The sequence below is a fragment of the Mucilaginibacter sp. genome (assembly GCF_041660805.1).
Lineage (GTDB): Bacteria > Bacteroidota > Bacteroidia > Sphingobacteriales > Sphingobacteriaceae > Mucilaginibacter.
The window spans coordinates 355,585-375,307 of record NZ_JBAZVP010000001.1; the positions used below are offsets into that span (position 1 = coordinate 355,585).

A 19,723-nucleotide genomic window follows, 5' to 3' on the forward strand; every position below is an offset into this window, starting at 1 on the left:
TAAAATTCAGATAATTCAGGTTCAGACAATTTTTTACCTTTGCATCTTATGACAGCTACCCAAATACGCCAGGCTTTTCTTGATTTTTTTGCTTCTAAAGGACACATTATTGTGCCCAGCGCACCTATTGTTATTAAAAACGACCCAACCCTGATGTTCACCAATGCGGGAATGAACCAGTTTAAAGACGTTTTTTTAGGCGAATCACCGGCCAAAGCACCACGCGTTACAGATACACAGCGTTGTTTACGCGTATCAGGCAAGCATAACGATCTGGAAGAGGTGGGTATTGACACCTATCACCATACCATGTTTGAGATGCTGGGTAACTGGAGTTTTGGCGATTACTTTAAAAAGGAAGCCATTGCCTGGAGCTGGGAACTGCTTACCGAAGTTTATAAATTAGATAAGGACCGCCTGTACGTTACCTATTTTGAAGGTGACGAAAAAGAAGGTTTGGAGAAAGATACCGAAACCTATGACCTGTGGAAACAGTATGTAGATGAGTCGCATATTTTGCCCGGCAATAAAAAGGATAACTTTTGGGAAATGGGTGAAACCGGTCCGTGTGGACCGTGTACGGAAATTCACTTTGACAGCAGGCCGGATAGTGAGCGTGCAGAAGTTAGCGGTGCAACCCTTATAAATGCCGACCACGACCAGGTAATTGAGATTTGGAACAACGTGTTTATGCAGTTTAACAGGCTGAAAGATACTTCATTACAGCCATTGCCGAACAAGCACGTGGATACCGGGATGGGCTTTGAGCGTTTGGTGCGTGTGTTGCAGGGAAAAACTTCAAATTACGATACCGATGTTTTCCAGCCGATGATCCAATTCATTGCGGAGAAAAGTGGTAAAAAATATAACAGCGCAGCCAAACCCGGCGACGCCGATTGGAACGATGCAGTAGCGATGCGCGTATTGGCAGATCATATCCGGGCTATAAGTTTTGCCATAGCCGACGGACAATTGCCTGCAAGTAATAAAGCGGGCTATGTAATCCGCAGGATCTTAAGAAGGGCTGTACGTTACAGTTATCAAACATTAGATTTTAAAGAACCATTCTTTAATGAGCTGGTGCCTTTGTTAGCCGAGCAATTTAAAGGCGTGTTTGATGGATTGTGGAATCAGAAGGACTTTGTGCAGAAAGTGATTTTAGAGGAAGAAAACTCGTTTTTAAGAACTTTATCCGCCGGAATCAAAAGATTTGATGAAATGACCTCTGTTTCGTTTGTTGGGAGTGTTTTTATTATCGACCCAAAAGCTGACCCAAGTCAAACAATACAGAAAAAGCTGTCAGGAAGTTTTGCATTTGAAATGTATGATACATATGGTTTCCCGTTGGATTTAACGGAACTGATGGCTCGTGAACAAGGATGGATTGTGGAAATAGAAGGTTATAACCAGGCTCTTCAAGAACAAAAAACCCGTTCCCGCGCTGCTACTGCAGTTAGTGCAGGCGATTGGGTGGTATTACGCAATGGCGATAATACCGAGTTTGTGGGTTACGATGAAATGTACATCGAATGCGAGATCTTAAAATATCGTAAAGTAACCTCACAGGGCAAAGAGCAATACCAGATCGTATTGAACCGCACACCTTTCTATGCCGAAGGTGGTGGCCAGGTAGGTGATACCGGCAGCCTGATGAGCGAATGGTACGACGAAACCAAAGGCAACCTGATGTTTGATGTTACCGATACCAAAAAAGAGAATGGCCTAATTATCCATTATGCTACGCTTGCGCCATATTACACACAGGATGGCCCGGCAGAATGGACATTGCCAAACCCAATGCCAACCCGTTTTGGTGCAGGTATAAACATGGGTAACCGCATTATAACCAGTGCCAACCACTCGGCAACGCACTTGCTGCATGCGGCGCTAAAAGAAGTTTTAGGTGAGCACGTAAACCAAAAAGGTTCATTGGTGAACCCCGATCAGCTGCGTTTCGATTTTTCTCACTTTAGTAAGGTTACCGATGATGAGATAGATTCATTGGAGAATATTGTAAATCAAAAAGTACGCGAAGGCATCGCCCTGAAAGAAGAACGCTACGTGCGTTACGATGATGCTATTGCGAGTGGTGTTACCGCTTTATTCGGTGAAAAATATGGCGATTTTGTGCGGGTAATAACTTTCGACGATAAATTTAGCAAGGAGCTTTGTGGTGGTACACATGTAAAAAACACTGCGGAGATAGGTTACTTTAAGATCATATCTGAAAGTGCCGTTGCAGCCGGTGTACGCCGTATCGAAGCTATTACAAGCTACAATGCTCATAACTATATCCAGCAGCAAGGCAAGCTGATAAAAAGCTTAAAAGAGCTGCTTAGAAACCCTGCCGACCTTTCAAAAAGCGTAGAAAACCTTATTGAAGATAACAACCGCATGAAAAAGGAACTGGAGAAAGCGGTATTGATGAAAGCATCCGGTTTAAAAGATCAACTGGCTAAAACGGCAGAAAGCATCAACGGGATCAACTTCATAGCCCAGAGGGTAGAACTGCCAAATGCTGACGCAATAAAGAACCTTGCTTATAACTTAAAGGATATTGTGCCAAACCTGTTTCTGGTATTGGCGGCAGATATTGCCGGTAAGCCAAACATTACTGTAATGATAGCCGAAAACCTGGTAAAGGAAAAAGGCTTACACGCCGGTAATATTGTTAAAGAATTAGCTAAGGAAGTTAAAGGCGGTGGCGGCGGTCAGCCGTTTTTTGCAACAGCTGGCGGCAGTGACGTTAGTGGTATTGATAATGCCTTAGCCAAAGCCAAAAGCTTTTTGTAATAATTATACTTATAGCAAAAGAGGCCGCTTCATTGAAGCGGCCTCTTTTGTGTTTATACGGATTAAAACAATTTATATTAGTGCCCCTTACCGTGGCCTTTTCCGTTTCCGCCGCCATGGCCTTTACCATTTCCGCCGCCATTTCCATGGCCCTTACCGTTTCCGTTACCCTGGCCATTGCCGTTGTTTCCTTTAGCAAAGTTGGAGTTGCCACGTACAATTACCTGCTTATTTGAGCCTTTGTATTTTGCATAGCGGCTACGATCTGTACTAAAATAACGGTAAGCTTGCGGCCTGTTTACCGCTACTTTATACCCGTTGTTAATATTGTAGCTCCTGTACCTGGCAGGAAGAGAGTTTCTGAAAACCCAGTTTCCTCCATCTAAATACACATACTGATGCTTGGGTGCGTAATAATAACTTTCTACATCCGGTAAATAGTAATACTCCACATCTGAATATGCTGGTGGAGGGGTCCAGGTGCCAATATTTACATTAAGGCTTACCTGTGCTTTTGATTGGGTAACAGATGCAGCAAGTATAAAACAAGATGCCAGCATTCCTAAAATTAATTTTTTCATTGTATCTTCAAGTAATTAAATTGTGTGAATTTTTTCTCTGATTATCAGACAATTCCTTCAACATATAATTGGTTAAAGTGTTTGATTGTTACATGTTATATTTACTTTAAACACAAAATATACCCAAATTGACAATATTGTTTGAAGAATAATAAAGCAAAAAATATAAATAACATTATATTTGACAGGTTTGATCAATGCTGAATAACAGCTGAATATATGATATGGCAGTTCTAATAAGCGACGTGAGTGAGAAATACGAATTAGTGGTAGGGTTAGAAGTACACGCGCAATTATCCACTTTAAGTAAGGCTTTTTCTTCGGATTCGGCAGCATTTGGCGCCGAACCTAATCATAACGTGAGTCCAATTTCATTGGGGCATCCGGGCACGTTGCCGCGCATCAACAAAAAAATGGTGGAGTACGCGGTAAAAATGGGCCTGGCCTGCAATTGCTCTATTAATCTTAAAAATACATTCGCCCGTAAAAATTATTTTTATGCTGATTTGCCCAAAGGTTTTCAAACCACGCAAGATCAGCAGCCTATTTGTTTAGGCGGACAGGTTACCGTAAAGCTAAGCGACGGTACATCAAAAAATATAGCCATTCATCACATCCATATGGAAGATGATGCGGGCAAAAGTTCACATGATCAGCATGATGAATATTCACTTATTGACCTGAACAGGGCCGGGGTACCACTTATTGAAATAGTATCAGAGCCTGACATGCGCAGCGCGGAAGAAGCGGGTCAGTTTTTAACAGAAATTAGAAGAATTCTGAGATATTTAGAGATTTGCGACGGCAATATGGAAGAAGGCAGCATGCGTTGTGATGCCAATATATCTGTAAGGTTACGAGGCGCATCAGCCTACGGTAACCGTTGCGAAGTGAAGAATTTAAACTCGATCCGTAATGTTCAGCGTGCCATAGAGCATGAGTTTGAGCGACAGGTGGCTGTTATTGAAGCCGGTGGCCATATTGATCAGAACACCCTTAATTTTAATGCCGATACCGGCGAAACATCGGTACTCCGCTCAAAAGAGATGGCTAATGATTACCGTTACTTCCCCGAGCCGGACCTGCTACCCGTGCAATTAACCGCAGCTGACCTATCAGCTATACGAGAAAGCATGCCTGCGCTGCCTAATGAGTTATTCGCGAAATATACTTCAGAGCTTGGCCTTTCTGACTATGATGCAGGTGTTATTATAGCCGATAGAGAGTTTGCCGCTTATTTTGAAGAAGTAATAAAACATACAGCCAATTATAAATCAGCAGCCAACTGGCTTATGGGTTCTGTACGGTCATATATTAATGATAACAGCATTAATATCAATGATATAGCGCTTAAAGCAGCAAACTTAGCCGGTTTAATTAAACTGGTTGATGATGGTAAAATAAATAATTCGGTTGCAGCGCAAAAGCTGTTCCCGGCAATGCTAAAAGATAGCAGTAAAACAGCAGATGAACTGGCCCAGCAGCTTAACCTGCTTATTAGCCGGGATACATCAGAAGTTGATCAATTTATACAGGCAGTATTAGCTAAATATCCTGATAAGGTGATAGAATACCAAAGAGGGAAAAAAGGCGTTTTAGGCTTGTTCATGGGCGAAGTAATGAAACTTTCGAAAGGGAAAATAGACCCGCAGAAAACCAACCAGCTTTTAATAAAGGAATTAGAATCTAAATAGAAAATGAAAATCCGTGTAATTACCTGTATCTCGTTGCTTACGGTCCTTTTTATGGTTGCCTGTAAAAATAAAGCTGATTTTACCATATCCGGCACGGTTGCTAATCCCGGCAGCTTAAAAATGGTGTATTTGCTGGTTGCAGATAGTAACCAGGTTAGCGTTATAGATTCAGTTAATTTAGATGGTAAAAACCAGTTTAAATTTAAGCACCCTGCACCTTATGCTAACCTTTATAAATTGCGTATAGGTGGCAGTATATATGATTTTGTTGCCAAAAATGGCGATGATATCACTTTTGATACAGACATTGCCGATGTATCTCATGCCTACAAAATATCAGGCTCGGATGATTCTGAAAAAGTTAAAGAGTTCAATAAGATCAGTAACTTTTATGGCGCCAAAAACAGTAAACTATCTGATGAGTATACCGCTAAATCAGAGGCTCTGGGTAAAGAATCAGATTCACTGATAAAGATCTATATGCCCCAGTTTCAAAAAAACATTAATGATTATAGTGTTGAGGTATTAAAGTTTGTTGAGAAGAATAAAAAATCACTGGCTGGTTTTTATGCGGCTACTTCGCTTGATCAGTATAAATACGAGCAGCAGTTAGTGGCTTATGCCAATGATATAAAAAATGATTTCAAAGATAATCCGGGCGTACAGCACTTCATCAGGCAGATGGAAGCGGCTAAACCGGTATCGGTAGGGCATAAAGCACCTGAATTTACCATGCAAAGCATTGATGGTAAACCCGTAAAACTAACCGACTACAAAGGCAAATATGTTATGCTTGATTTTTGGGCGTCATGGTGCGGGCCTTGCCGCCAGGAAAATCCAAACGTGGTAAAACAATATAACATCTTCAAATCAAAAGGCTTTAATATTTTGGGAGTGTCTTTAGATACAGAGAAAAAGGATTGGCAACAGGCAGTTAATGCCGATAAGCTAACCTGGACACATGTATCTGAACTACAGCGCTTTGATGGCCCTACCGAACGTTTGTACCGTATTGAAGCTATCCCGTCAAACTTTATAATTGATCCGCAGGGGTTAATTGTTGCTAAAAACATTACTGGTGCCGAGCTTGAAGCCTTTTTAAACAAAACGTTTAATAAGCCTGAATAAATAGTTAACATAACGTAACATTTAACAATTTGTTAATGTATATTTAACCATTAGCTATCATTAAGATTATACTTTTATGCAAAAAATTAACTTACATGAGCTCCAGCAAACAGAAGATTTTAATTGTTGACGACGAACCCGATATTTTAGAGTTAATTGAGTACAACCTTAAAAAAGAAGGTTACCAGGTATATTCGGCCCGCAATGGGCAGGAAGCTGTAGCCGAAGCTAAAAGAACCCAGCCCGATCTTATTGTATTGGATATAATGATGCCAAAAATGGACGGAATTGAGGCTTGCCGCATTATGCGAACCATGCCCGAGTTTAAGAATACTTTTATGGTGTTTTTAACCGCCCGTAGCGAAGAGTATTCAGAAATTGCCGGCTTTAACGTGGGTGCCGATGACTACATTGCTAAGCCCATTAAGCCACGTGCACTGGTTAGCCGTATAAACGCTATCCTTCGCCGTAATTCGGCACCTGAAGAGGTTACCGATAACAAACTTGAAATTGGCGACCTGGTGATAGACCGCGAAGCTTACCTGGTTTATAAAAAGGGTGTTAAAGTAGTATTAGCTAAAAAAGAATTTGAATTATTATACCTGCTGGCGTCAAAACCGGGCAAGGTTTACACCCGCGAGGTGATCTTAAAAAGTATTTGGGAAGACTCAGTAGTAGTTACTAACCGCACCATTGATGTGCACGTACGTAAACTACGCGAAAAACTGGGTGATGATTGTGTAGCTACCGTAAAAGGAGTAGGCTACAAATTTGAAGCATAACAAAAACGGCCCCGATTTATCGGGGCCGTTTTTGTTTCTATAGCTTTATTAAGCTTTTTTTGCAGCAACGGGTTTCTTTTTAACCGCAGTAGCAGCTTTTGGCGCAGCAGCTTTTTTAGGAGCAGCCACCTTGGCTTTAGCTTTATCAACCACAGCTTTTGCATTAGTAGCAGCTTTGGCTTTAACTTCGGTTGCAGTCTTTTTAGCGGCTGTGGTGTCTGTTTTGGCTTTTGCGGTCACGGCTTTTGCTTTCGTATCTGCTTTAGCTTTAATTTCCGCCGCTACTTTTTTAGCTTTATCAGTTGTTGCCGTTGTTTTTTTAGCAACAGTATCTTTAGCGCTGGTAGCCTTTTTTGATGCCGTTGATTTTTTTGCAGCAACTTTTTCCTTAATATCCTCGAATTTATCCCCGGCTTTTTCTTTCAGGTCATCAAACTTATCTTCTGCTTTTTCTTTCAGGTCTTCGGCAGTGTCTTTTGTTCCGTCCCAAAATTCTTCAATAGTTTCTTTTATCTTTTCAAAAAAGCCCTTTTCTTCAGGTTGTTTTTTTGCCTTGCTCATGGTATTTTAATTTAGGTAGATGTTTCATGTTGATAGATAGTGATTTAACAGAAGTGAATAAGTTTTGTTTGATTCATCCAAATGTGCTACCTGTCATCTTTAAAGTGGAAGAGTAACGTTCAGCAAGCATTCTTTATCACATATATTTTCTTAAATTAATAAACCGTATTTTTGCCGGCTATGAAGTTTCCAAAGTTTGCCGACCTGATCTTATTTGAGGATGATGATATAATTGTGGTAAATAAACCGCCATTTATCAGTTCGCTTGATGAGCGTGAGGGCGGCGAGATCAATATGCTGCGTTTAGCAAAGCAATATACCGATGATGCCCAGATATGCCACCGCCTGGATAAAGAAACATCAGGGGCGCTTATTATCGCTAAAAATCCTGAGGCTTATCGTGCCGTTTCCATGCAATTCGAAAAACGTAAGGTGAAAAAGGTTTATCACGCCATTATTGATGGTACACACGTTTTTGAAGAACTACTGATAGATTTACCCATATTGAACGTGGGCAAAGGTAATGTAACCATTAGCAGGCAGGAAGGTAAACGCGCCGAGACCTGGTTCCAGTCGTTAAAATACTTTAAACACTATACATTAGTAGAGTGCAGGCCTGTAACCGGCAGGATGCACCAGATCCGTATCCATTTAGCCACTCAGCGGGCATCAATTGCCGGGGATGATATGTACAAAGGCCAGCCGGTGTTTTTATCTAAGATCAAACGTAAATACCATTTGGGTAAAGACCAGGAAGAGTTGCCTATAATGAAACGTTTTGCCTTGCATGCTTATGAGGTAACCTTTAAATTGCTTAATGGCGAGGATATTAAAGTACATGCGCCTTATCCAAAAGATTTTGAAACGCTATTAAAGCTGCTTGAGAAATTTGATGCTTAATAACAAGCTATATTAATGTAAAAGGCCTCAATATATTATACTGAGGCCTTTGTAATGAATCTTTAAAAGATTATTTCCTTATAATGAATTTATCATCAGGAGGAACTGTATCTTTAAGCAACCTTAATGAGGTTACATCATCCGGTGGTACAGTATCTCTTTTGACTGACAAGGTTCCGCTAATAGTCTTTTTCTGAACACTAACGTTTTCTTTTTGGCATGAGTAAATGGTTACCGTAACCAAAGCAAGTAATAATAGTAGGATAATTTTTTTCATGAATTTTATAGTTGTATGGTTGAGATTTTTTTGTAAAGGTATTTTTTTTTTACGACACTTTAAGCTTTAAAAAGTTTAAGTAATACATATTTGTTTTATTGAAAGGCTAATGTAAATTTATATAAAATATGCGGCATGCTAAATAGGCTTTTTATTGCTTTAAGTTTTACAATTCTTTTTTTCATTCACTTGCCGGTATATGCCCTGTCTGTTAGTACTCTACAAACTAATCAGCCCCAAATAAATCAGGATACATTAACAGATATACTGCAGCAAGAAGATTACTACATTAAGCAAAAAAGGCTAATAAAGTTTATTAAATTCTACGTTCAAGCCTCCCAGCCCGATAAGCTAACGGCTATGCAGGATACTATTAAAGTTTTTTTTGAAAAATATAACTTATCCGATAAGGAGGCTTTCGTTGATTTTATGAGCAGCATTGCCTTATATAAGCAGCACAATTTAAGAAATGCCGCCGCTTACATGTCAAGGGCAGTACAACGGGCAGCAAACAATGAGGAACCTTATTTATTATTTCAATTTTATAGCCATTTAGGTTTTATTCAAACCGACCAGGGTAACTTTATTGGGGCTATATATAATTATCGTTTGGCCACCAAGGAGGTTGCAAAGCTAAAAGATAAGATCAAAAATAATCGCCCGCAAGCAGCGCTCAATATCAATATCTCTGACTTGTATTATAAATCCGGCTTCTACGCTGAATCAATAAATTATTTGGATAAGGCTTTGGCTTTATTAGTTAATGATGAGTTAAATAAAGCACAGTTACTTAGTGTTGTGTATTATAATAAATCTGAAAATTATTTCAGAATGAATAATATTGACTCTTTAATCGCCTATCACAAAAAGTTAAATGACCCTAATATAAAAAACTATAAAATATTTACTTACAGGCAGCGTATAGGGTATTATCTGACGCTTCTAAAACATGATTATATAAAAGCTATTAACCAGATAAAACTATTAAAGCAAAACAAAAATTATGTACCTAGTGAGTTAGAAGATCAACACCTTGCAGATGCCTATTACAGGAGCGGCCAACTTGATTCTGCAAAATATATAATAGAGAAATTGCTTAATGTTAGCACAGCTAACCATACGGAAATAAAACACCATTTATATGACCTGCTGGCACAGATAGCACAAAAAAAAGGTGATGACAAACTTGCATCATACAACTTTAGATTAGCACTTAAAGAGTCACAGGAGAACAATGCCCGTTTAAGCCAGGTAGGTAATATATCATCACAAATGAAAATTGATGAAAGGGAGAATACCTACAACCAAAAAACAGACTACTTTAAAAAGCAGCGGCTCTGGCTCATATTTGCGGTAATAATAGCTGCATTAATTATTGCAGCTATAGCATTAATATATCGTAACGTTAAACAGAAAAGGCATTACGAAACGTTGCTATATGCTGCCAAAAAAGAGGAACTGGCTTTTATAAATTCGCATGAAGTGCGAAAACACCTGACCAATATTTTAGGCATTATCGATATCCTTCTGCACAGCGAAAATAAGTTGGAGGATTATAAGCAAACCGAACCCTATCTTTTAGAATCAGCAGCCAAATTGGATGAGGCGATCAAAAACATATCCGAAAAACTAAATGAGTAATTAGTGAAAGACCGGGGGTAATCACCTGTTTTGGCTTTTAAGATTTTAATTTTATAATCTACAGATTTATTAAACTCGTTTCTCTTGCTATAATATCTGCTATGCTGGTCTCAGAAAGTATTTTAAGTGAGGCATCACGCACTTCAATGAACACATCGCGGATACCGCAGGTAAGTTCCTGATGGCATTCATCACAACGATGATAAAAATTTAAACTCGCGCAGGGTACCATTGCAATGGGCCCGTCTGTAATGCGCATTATATTTACCAGGTAAATATCTTTAGGGTCTTTATTTAGGCTGTAGCCGCCGCCAGCACCTTTTTTACTATATAGGAAACCGGCGTTTCGCAGGTCGAGCAGTATTTGTTCCAGAAATTTTTTGGGTATTTTTTCCAGTTCAGCAATTTTTGATATTTGCATGGGCGGTTTGTCCATGTTCTTACCCATTACTACAAGTGCCTTAATAGCGTATTTCGTTTTTTTGGATAGCATCTACTAAAATAATTCACAAAGTTACATAAACAAACTTGTTAAGCATAATATGTAAAAATTATGCTTAGTTATTGGATTTGTCAGAATGCCCAAGACTTTTCTCCGGATTAACCACATCACGTACTAACTGCTTTAATTCTTTTATTTCAGGGAAACGGCCCTGTTCCTTACGGTCAAATACTACCACTTCATTAATCCTGATATTGTATTTTCCTGATGTTTCACTGGGTTGCAGGGTTATACCGTATAAATCGTCGCTAAAGGTGGTAAGCAGTTCCTGCGCCATATAGGCCGCCCGCATTAACCAATTACATTTAGGGCAATATTCAATGGTAATGGTTGGTTTCATATTTATAAAAGTAAAACATATTATATGCAATGCGTCATAATGACATAATAATTGTGTCTCAATATATTTTTCCCTAATTTCATCAGTTCAATAAAACCAATTTAAATATAATTCATGAAAAAACTAATAGTATTCTTGTTTGCACAATTGGCCTGCGCATTAACTTTTGCACAGATGCAGGTTAAAATTGCCAACGGTATGTTAGAGGGCGTAACCGAAAAATCGGGGGTACATAGCTTTAAAGGTATTCCATTTGCACAGCCACCAATTGGTGACCTGCGCTGGAAAGAGCCGCAACCGGTAAACAACTGGGCAGGGGTGAGGCATTGCGATGCTTTTGGTTATAACCCTATGCAAAAGAAAGTTTTTGGTGATATGGGTTTCCGTACACCGGGCATGAGTGAAGATTGCCTTTACCTGAATGTTTGGGTGCCTGCAAAAAAATTAAAAGAAAAACTACCTGTACTGGTTTATTTTTATGGTGGTGGCTTTGTTGCCGGTGATGGTTCAGAAAGGCGTTATGACGGCGAAAGCATGGCAAAAAGAGGTATTATTGCTTTAACAGTGAACTATCGCTTAGGTGTATTTGGTTTTATGGCACACCCCGAGCTGACAAAAGAATCGGCTCATCAATCATCGGGTAACTATGGCTTGTTTGATCAGAACGCGGCTTTGCTTTGGGTGCAAAAAAATATAGAGGCATTTGGCGGCGACCCAAAACGGGTTACCATTGCGGGAGAGTCTGCAGGTTCTATAGCGGTATCGGCACAAATGGTATCACCGCTATCTAAAAACTTAATTAACGGCGCCATTGGCGAAAGCGGTGCCATGATCAACCCTACGCTTGCAGCCGTACCACTTACAGTTGGCGAAAGCAACGGTGTAAAATTTGGTGAGAAAATAGGTGCAACCACCTTAGCTGCATTACGTGCTATTCCTGCTGATGAGTTGTTGGATGATGCTTCAAAGCCCGGTAACCCTTCCATGTCATCTGCAACTGTTGATGGCTATTTCCTTACCAAAAAGCCCGTTGAATCGTTTGCCGCGGGCGAACAAGCTAAAGTGCCATTGCTGGTAGGGTGGAACTCGGCCGAGATACCTTACCAGGCAGTTATGTATGGCAATGCACCAACCCCCGAAAATTATGCTAAGCAACTAAAAACGCTTTATCCTGAAAAAGCTGATGAGGTTGCAAAACTATACCCGGGGAACACGCAGGAAGAAGTAATTAAATCTGCAACTGAGCTGGCCAGTGACCGTTTTATCTCTTACAGCACATGGAAATGGGCAGATGAGCATGCGTTAACCAGTGGCAAACCCGTGTATCGTTACTTATTCTCAAAAGTGAAGCCACCTATGACGGCTAAAATGGGCAACGCTACGCCGGGCCTTGCCGGGGGAATGAATAAAAGTGATGCGCCAAAACCGGTTAACAAGGCACCAGAGCCTTATGCAGGTGCATCGCACGCTTCAGAAATTGAGTATGCAATGGGTAACCTGGCAACCAATGAGTCTTATGCCTGGACGCCTGCTGATTATAAAGTATCTGAAACAATGGAGACGTATTTTGCCAATTTTATTAAAACCGGTAACCCTAATGGGGCAGGTGTACCAAAATGGACGGCCAATACTAAAAGCAGCCCTGTATCATATATAAATATAGATGTTAAAACTGTTTTAGAAAAAGAGAGTGCCCAGCTAAGAGGCAGGTATACCTTTCTTGATAAAGAGTATATGAAATAATGGTATAAAAATGAATCAGATAAAAGGCACAGGGATGATCATCTCTGTGCCTTTTATAGTTAAGAATTTATTGGATTTGAACTTTTTGAAGATTTGCCCTGGGTGGCCCTGTAAGCACTCTGCCGTTAACATCAAATCTGCCGCCGTGGCAAGGGCAATCCCAGCTTTTTTCGGCATCATTAAAGCATACTATGCATTTGGCATGGGTACAAACCGGGTTAAGCGCTGTGATATTCCCCTCAGCGTCTTTATAAATGGCCAGCTTTTCGCCATTATATTTAACAATAGCACCACTGTTGGCCTCCAGTTCTTTTAATGAGTCGATACTCTCTGCCGAAAACCTGTCTGCTATAAAGTGATAAGCAACATCCGCATTCTCTTTTACAAACTCCATAAAACCCGCAACCGGTTTTATACGTGATGGGTTAAAAAGATAGGAGTATTGGTTTTCTATGCCAGTAACGGCATCGGTTATTATTCTACCTGCTATAGTGCCAAACATCATACCGTTGCCATTATAACCAGTAGATATGTACATATTAGGATACCCACCGGGTAGCTGGCCAATATAAGGCAAGCCGTCTGCCGGTATATAGTATTGTGATGACCACTTAAAGCCGACATCGGTTACATCATAATACTGGCGGGCATATTTCTCAAGCGCCTCGAATGCTGCGGCCGGGTCTTCGTGGCCGGTTTTGTGATCCTCGCCACCCAGTATCATGTATTTTTTACCATTTATTATATGTGTACGGAAGTAGTGATAAGGATCCTTTAAATCATATGATAAACCTTCGGGATAAGCACCTTCATCTTTTAGCCTGATACCTAATACATAACTGCGATAAGGTGAGCATCTAAAATCAAACAAGTTGATACCCGGTGGCAGGTGAGTGGCATAAACCAGGTTTTTTGCTTTTATGGCGATGGTATCACCCTTGGCGGAATGGACACCATTCTCATAGCTGCTATCCCTTATAAATGTATTCTCAACTATAATACCTCCGGCATCTACAAAAGCTTCGGCCAGTTTAAAAATATATTTAAGCGGATGGAATTGCCCTTGATTTTTAAATACAATAGCTTTTTTGAAAGGAACATTTACCCCATTTGTTGCGGATTCTTGCACCTCAATACCCGCCCTTTGCGATGCTGTTAGAATCTCATCCAATGCTTTTGCTTCATCATCTGTTTCGGCATACAAATAGCCGTCTTTGTATTCAAAATCGCAATCAATGTTGTATTCTTTAACCAGATCTGCTATTATCTCAAAAGATTCATTACCGCAGCTGGCCAGTAGTTTCGCGGCTTCTTTGCTAAAGTCGCTTTCAACATCGGCATAAGTAGCATCAAAAAAGTTATTAAGATGGGCGCTCGTTCCGCCTGTTGTGCCATAGCCAATGGTATGTGCCTCGGCTACAATGCATTGCTTGCCTTGTTTTTGAAGCAGTAGCGCAGTGGTTAGCCCGGTAATTCCGCCACCTACTATCAATGCATCATATAAAGTGCCTTCGGCAAAAATATCGGCTGCGTTATCCAATTCAAACGGCCCCTTTTGCCAGGGGCTAAGCGTTTTACTGTCGCGCAGGGTTTGTTTGCGGCTTTGGTTATTAATGTTTTCCATAGGTATACAGGTAAATAAAAACCGTATCTGCTTGTGCAGATACGGCCTTATACAGGCATCATTTGATAAACAAATGTGATGCCACCCTTATACTTTGGGTTAACTTTTTATTTTAATAATTACAAGTGGATCACTTCTCCATATGCATCAGCGGCAGCTTCCATTACTGCCTCGCTCATGGTAGGGTGAGGGTGAACCGATTTAATAATTTCATGACCGGTTGCTTCCAGCTTGCGCGCGGTAACAACCTCGGCAATTAGTTCTGTAACGTTATTACCTAACATATGCGCACCTAAGAATTCGCCATATTTGGCATCAAAGATCAATTTAACAAAACCGTCTTTAGAACCCGATGCACTTGCTTTACCTGATGCAGAGAATGGAAATTTACCAACTTTAATCTCGTATCCGGCTTCTTTAGCCGCTTTTTCGGTATAACCTACAGAAGCAACTTCAGGTGAGCAGTAGGTACAGCCCGGAATGTTATTATAGTCTAACGGTTCGGGGCTATGACCGGCAATTTTTTCAACGCAAATGATACCTTCTGCAGATGCAACATGTGCAAGGGCCTGGCCTTTAACAATATCGCCAATGGCGTAAACGCCTTCAATATTGGTTTTGTAAAAATCATCAACCAATACCTTGCCTTTATCGGTTTTAACGCCGTTTTCTTCTAAGCCTATACCTTCTATGTTAGTAGATATACCAATGGCAGATAATACAACATCAGCTTCCAATACCTGGTTGCCGGTAGCTGTTTTAACATTAACCTTGCAGCCTTCGCCACTTGTATCAACAGACTCAACGGTTGAACTGGTCATGATATTGATGCCTTGTTTTTTTAAGCTGCGGAAAAGGCCTTTTGAAACCTCTTCATCCTCAAGCGGAACAATATTATCTAAAAACTCAACTACTGTAACCTGTGTGCCAATAGCATTGTAAAAGTAAGCAAACTCAATACCTATAGCTCCTGAACCAACAACAACCATTGATTTTGGCTGCTTAGGCATGATCATAGCCTGGCGGTAACCAATTATTTTTTTACCATCCTGTTTAAGGTTTGGTAATTCGCGTGAGCGGCCACCTGTAGCTATTATTATATGTTTGGCAGTAAAATCTTTAGTTGTACCATCATTGATCTTTACAGATACGGTTCCTTTACTTTTAAGCGTGCCGTAACCCATTATTACATCAATTTTATTTTTTTTCATTAAAAATTGAACGCCTTTACTCATACCATCAGCTACGCCGCGGCTTCTTTTTATTACAGCTTCAAAATCAACTTCGCCGCCGCTGGTTTTAATACCATAATCTGCCGCATGGTTAAGGTATTCAAATACCTGCGCGCTTTTTATTAAAGCTTTTGTGGGTATACATCCCCAATTAAGGCAAATGCCACCTAATGATTCTTTTTCAACTATAGCAGTTTTTAAACCCAGCTGTGATGCACGTATAGCTGCCACATAGCCGCCCGGGCCTGAACCTATAACAATTAAATCGTAGTCCATATAGTTATATATCTGTTTTTTGATTTTGAATGCCAAAGCTAACTAAAAAGAGGGGAATTGAAAAAATTAGGCATTTTTGAATTTTCAACCCTGTTATACATATTCAGCACACACCAAAGTTAACTGCACAATGTTTGCGAACGTAAAATTAATGCGAATATTATAGCAAAAATTCATCTGAATTTCATTTTCAATCATTTTGTATGTAAAATGTTGAAAAATATATAATTAATGTTAACACTAACTTAACATTGGCATTGAGAGGATTACATATATTTGTCGCAAAATTAAATCATTTTTAACGGTTAAACTAAAACAAACAAGTATGAGGAAGTATTTACTCTTATTATTTTTCACCCTATTTACCGCTGGTATTGCCTTTGCACAGGTAACTACAAGTAGTATTTCGGGTACAGTAGTTGACGAAAAGGGTTTGCCTTTGCCGGGTGTTACTATCACCGCAAAGCATACACCTACAGGCACCAACTACGCAACTGTATCTCGTGTAGATGGCAGGTATAACTTACCCAATTTACGTATTGGCGGGCCTTACACTGTCACTTATTCATTTATTGGTTTTACAAGTAGTGTACAAAACGATATTACACTATCATTGGGCCAGGAATCTAAAATTGCCATCAAGCTGTTGCCAACAAGCCACCAATTAGGTGAAGTTGTGGTTACAAGCACCCAAAACAAGGTAATGAACAATTCAAGAACAGGTTCGCAGGAAACTATCACCCGTTCACAAATTGAGCGTTTACCTACAATTAACAGGTCTATCAGTGATTACACAAAATTAACACCTACTGCAAACGGTAATTCATTTGGTGGCCGTAGCGAAAAAGGTAACAACTTAACAGTTGATGGTGCTTTGTTTAACAACTCATTTGGTTTAGCAAGTTCTTTAGGTGGCCAAACCAGTTCTCAGCCAATTTCTTTGGATGCAATTGAACAGATCCAGGTTAACGTATCTCCTTTTGACGTTACACAAGGCAGGTTTGCCGGTACAGGTATTAACACTGTAACCAAATCTGGTACCAACGAATTTAAGGGAACTGCTTATTACTACAAGCGTACTGCTGGTTTAGTAGGTTTAAAAACCCTTACTACAACCGTTGCAAAACCTGCTGTAGATTATTATCAACGCGGCCTAAGCGCAGGTGGCCCAATTATCAAAAATAAATTATTCTTCTTTATATCTGGTGAACAGGAAAGGATCAGCGATCCTGCTACGTCTTATACCGCTTTACGTGCCGGTCAAACTGCAGGTGGAAGTGTTTCGCTCGCGTCATATGACGAGTTAAATACTTTAAAAGACTTTTTGAAAACCAAATATAATTATGATGCGGGAGCGTTTGAAAATTACCAGACAACTACAAAATCTGATAAGATCGCTGCCAAATTAGATTGGAATATCAACAAGAATAATACTTTATCAGTTAAATATTTTTATCTGAAATCGTCTAAAGATCAACCACCAAGTGCTTCAGGTGCTCAAGGTGCCCGTAGCCCTGGTGCTACAGCTTTACCATTCTTTTCGTCTTATTATACCATTAATAACAACTTTAATATAGGTATTGCTGAGTTGAACACTCGTTTTGGTTCAAAATTTGCCAATAAATTAACTGTTGGTTATCAGGCACTGCGTGATTTTCGTACATCACCAGGTGGCGGTGCCTTTCCACTGGTTGATATCTTGAACCCTGCAGGTAATACACAAACTACTTTTGGGTATGAGCCGTTTACAGCTAACAACGTATTAAATACCGATACTTATCAGTTCTCTGATAACTTTACCATTTTTGCCGGTAAACACGAAATTAACCTGGGTACTGCTAATGAGTACAATAAATTTAAAAACGGTTTTGCTCCTAACTATAATGGTGGTTATCGCTTTAAGAGCTTTGCTGATTTCTATGCTTCAGCAAACCAAGGCTTACCAACAGCTGTACGTTATGATTACCGCTACTCAGCATTACCTGATGGGTCTTTCCCTTTTGCATTTATAAAATCATATACACTTGGTTTTTATGCACAGGATAAATGGCAGGTAAATGACAATTTTAAACTTACTTACGGCGTACGTGCTGATATCCCTGTTTATAATACAGATAGTGAAGCCAATACTGCCGCTGCTGCTTTAACAGGCTTTAGAGATGGTTATAAGGTTAATACCGCGCAATATCCAAAAACAAGTGTACAGGTATCGCCAAGAGTTGGTTTTAACTGGGATGTTAATGGTTTAGGTACAACTCAGGTACGTGGTGGTGCTGGTGTGTTCATGGGGCCGGTTCCTTATGTTTACATATCTAACCAGGCAAGTAACAACGGTGTTCAATTTGGTTCATACGGTATAGTACCGGGTGCTGGTGGTGTTTTACCAAACGATCCACGCTTGGTATTTAACCCAGATGTTGATGCAAACAGGCCAACCGGTGCTGCTGCAAATACATCTTACAACCTGGCTATTACTGATAAAGATTTTAAATTCCCATCTAACTTCAGAGCTAACTTAGCTGTTGACCAAAAATTACCATTCGGTATTATTGGTACATTAGAAGGTATCTATTCAAAAGATATTAATGCTATATACTACGTAAACGTAGCTTTGCCGAGTACAGGTACAGCGTTGGCAGGTAGCGATAACCGTATCCGTTACAGCGGTACAACCGTATACCCTTCAATACCGGCCGCGCAAGGTGGTAACACTGCTGCAAAACCAAACATTACTGATGCTATTTTGCTTAAAAATACAAGCAAAGGATATGCTTACAGTATTACCGGTCAGTTACAAAGAACATTTAAAGAGTTCTTCTTTAACATTGCCTATACTTACTCTGATAGCCGTTCAGTAAATGATGGTGGTTCAATCGCGCAATCAACCTGGAGAGACCGTTCAGTATCTGGCGACCCTAATGCTGATGTTGCTTCTTATGCTAACTTCCGTCAGCCAAACCGCGTTATCGCGTCAATGTCATACCGTAAGCAATACCTTAACCACTTAACTACTTCAATTGGTTTAACCTACGAAGCAGCTAACGCAGGTACAGCATCTTACGTATACAATGGTGATGTTAACGGTGACGGACAAACAAGTAATGACTTGTTGTACATCCCTAAAGATGCAAATGACATTATCATAGTTAAGGATAATGTAAATGCCGCAATAGATCCACGTACACCGGCACAAAGCTATGCACAATTAGATGCGTACATTAAACAAGATCCATACCTGAGCAAACGCAGAGGTAAATATGCTGAACGTAATGGTTTAGTTCTTCCATACTTCCATTTGGTTAACTTTAACTTTACTCAGGATGTATTCCAAACTACAGGTAAAGTTAAAAACACCTTACAGTTTGAATTTAACATTATCAACTTAGGTAACTTCCTTTACAGGAACTGGGGTAACTTTAAGTTTGCTAATCGTACTGGTTTATTGGCTTACAAAGGTTTATATACTAACCCAGCTAATCCTTCTGACCCTAATATCGGTAAACCAACATACTCATTCCCGTATTTTGATACTAATAACCAGGTGCCACTTACTACTACATTTGGTAATGGTGTATCACAAGCATCACGCTGGCAAGCTCAGTTTGGTTTAAGATATATATTCAACTAAGCTAAACTATAATACAAACAA

At 39.9% G+C, this 19,723-nt stretch carries 15 protein-coding genes; 8 read left to right on the forward strand and 7 right to left on the reverse strand.

Translation table 11 applies throughout. The annotated features are described in order from the left end of the window. Nucleotides 1–48: 48 nt before the first annotated feature. Nucleotides 49–2,793: an alanine--tRNA ligase gene (gene alaS, locus WC743_RS01670; RefSeq protein ID WP_373009991.1), complete on the forward strand. Its 2,745-nt coding sequence runs from the start codon at nt 49–51 to the stop codon at nt 2,791–2,793. Nucleotides 2,794–2,870: 77 nt separating this feature from the next. On the opposite strand, the gene WC743_RS01675 is transcribed toward alaS, so the two are convergent. Beyond that, the gene (locus WC743_RS01675) at nt 2,871–3,374 is read right to left on the reverse strand and encodes a hypothetical protein (RefSeq protein WP_373009992.1); all 504 of its coding nucleotides are present in this window, start codon (nt 3,372–3,374) and stop codon (nt 2,871–2,873) included. A gap of 224 nt (nt 3,375–3,598) precedes the next feature. On the opposite strand from WC743_RS01675, the gene gatB reads away from it, so the two are divergent. From gatB to WC743_RS01690, 3 genes are all read left to right on the forward strand, one after another. Further along, complete coding sequence (gatB, locus tag WC743_RS01680) at nt 3,599–5,068, forward strand: Asp-tRNA(Asn)/Glu-tRNA(Gln) amidotransferase subunit GatB (protein WP_373009993.1); 1,470 nt, start codon at nt 3,599–3,601, stop codon at nt 5,066–5,068. 3 nt (nt 5,069–5,071) lie between these two features. Beyond that, nucleotides 5,072–6,196, forward strand: coding sequence for a redoxin domain-containing protein (locus WC743_RS01685; RefSeq protein ID WP_373009994.1), 1,125 nt, complete (start codon nt 5,072–5,074; stop codon nt 6,194–6,196). A 95-nt stretch (nt 6,197–6,291) separates the two neighbouring features. Then, the gene (locus tag WC743_RS01690) at nt 6,292–6,978 is read left to right on the forward strand and encodes a response regulator transcription factor (RefSeq protein ID WP_373009995.1); all 687 of its coding nucleotides are present in this window, start codon (nt 6,292–6,294) and stop codon (nt 6,976–6,978) included. Nucleotides 6,979–7,026: 48 nt separating this feature from the next. Here WC743_RS01690 and WC743_RS01695 read toward each other — a convergent pair whose 3' ends face one another. Further along, nucleotides 7,027–7,539, reverse strand: a complete 513-nt coding sequence (locus WC743_RS01695) for a hypothetical protein (protein ID WP_373009997.1) — start codon at nt 7,537–7,539, stop codon at nt 7,027–7,029. A 180-nt stretch (nt 7,540–7,719) separates the two neighbouring features. Here WC743_RS01695 and WC743_RS01700 point away from each other — a divergent pair, with 180 nt between their 5' ends. Then, nucleotides 7,720–8,439 carry an RluA family pseudouridine synthase gene (locus WC743_RS01700; protein WP_373009998.1) on the forward strand — a complete coding sequence of 240 codons (720 nt, stop codon included), beginning with the start codon at nt 7,720–7,722 and terminating at the stop codon, nt 8,437–8,439. A gap of 70 nt (nt 8,440–8,509) precedes the next feature. Here WC743_RS01700 and WC743_RS01705 read toward each other — a convergent pair whose 3' ends face one another. Then, on the reverse strand, nt 8,510–8,716 hold the full coding sequence (locus WC743_RS01705) for a hypothetical protein (protein WP_373010000.1): 207 nt from the start codon (nt 8,714–8,716) through the stop codon (nt 8,510–8,512). A gap of 135 nt (nt 8,717–8,851) precedes the next feature. On the opposite strand from WC743_RS01705, the gene WC743_RS01710 reads away from it, so the two are divergent. Next, complete coding sequence (locus tag WC743_RS01710) at nt 8,852–10,357, forward strand: tetratricopeptide repeat protein (protein WP_373010001.1); 1,506 nt, start codon at nt 8,852–8,854, stop codon at nt 10,355–10,357. A 58-nt stretch (nt 10,358–10,415) separates the two neighbouring features. Here the strand turns inward: WC743_RS01710 and WC743_RS01715 are convergent, their stop codons facing one another. Continuing rightward, a complete protein-coding gene (locus tag WC743_RS01715; protein ID WP_373010002.1) occupies nt 10,416–10,850 on the reverse strand; it encodes an Rrf2 family transcriptional regulator in 435 nt (144 codons plus the stop codon). A 64-nt stretch (nt 10,851–10,914) separates the two neighbouring features. After that, nucleotides 10,915–11,199, reverse strand: a complete 285-nt coding sequence (locus WC743_RS01720; RefSeq protein ID WP_373010003.1) for a SelT/SelW/SelH family protein — start codon at nt 11,197–11,199, stop codon at nt 10,915–10,917. Between the two features lie 114 nt (nt 11,200–11,313). On the opposite strand from WC743_RS01720, the gene WC743_RS01725 reads away from it, so the two are divergent. Next, a complete protein-coding gene (locus WC743_RS01725; RefSeq protein ID WP_373010004.1) occupies nt 11,314–12,942 on the forward strand; it encodes a carboxylesterase/lipase family protein in 1,629 nt (542 codons plus the stop codon). Between the two features lie 67 nt (nt 12,943–13,009). Here WC743_RS01725 and WC743_RS01730 read toward each other — a convergent pair whose 3' ends face one another. After that, nucleotides 13,010–14,566 (reverse strand): FAD-dependent oxidoreductase, encoded by a 1,557-nt coding sequence (locus WC743_RS01730; protein ID WP_373010005.1) that lies wholly within the window; start codon nt 14,564–14,566, stop codon nt 13,010–13,012. Between the two features lie 119 nt (nt 14,567–14,685). Continuing rightward, on the reverse strand, nt 14,686–16,074 hold the full coding sequence (gene lpdA, locus WC743_RS01735) for a dihydrolipoyl dehydrogenase (RefSeq protein WP_373010006.1): 1,389 nt from the start codon (nt 16,072–16,074) through the stop codon (nt 14,686–14,688). Between the two features lie 325 nt (nt 16,075–16,399). Between lpdA and WC743_RS01740 the strand changes: the two genes are divergently transcribed. After that, on the forward strand, nt 16,400–19,702 hold the full coding sequence (locus WC743_RS01740) for a carboxypeptidase regulatory-like domain-containing protein (RefSeq protein WP_373010007.1): 3,303 nt from the start codon (nt 16,400–16,402) through the stop codon (nt 19,700–19,702). The last annotated feature ends 21 nt before the right edge of the window (nt 19,703–19,723 follow it).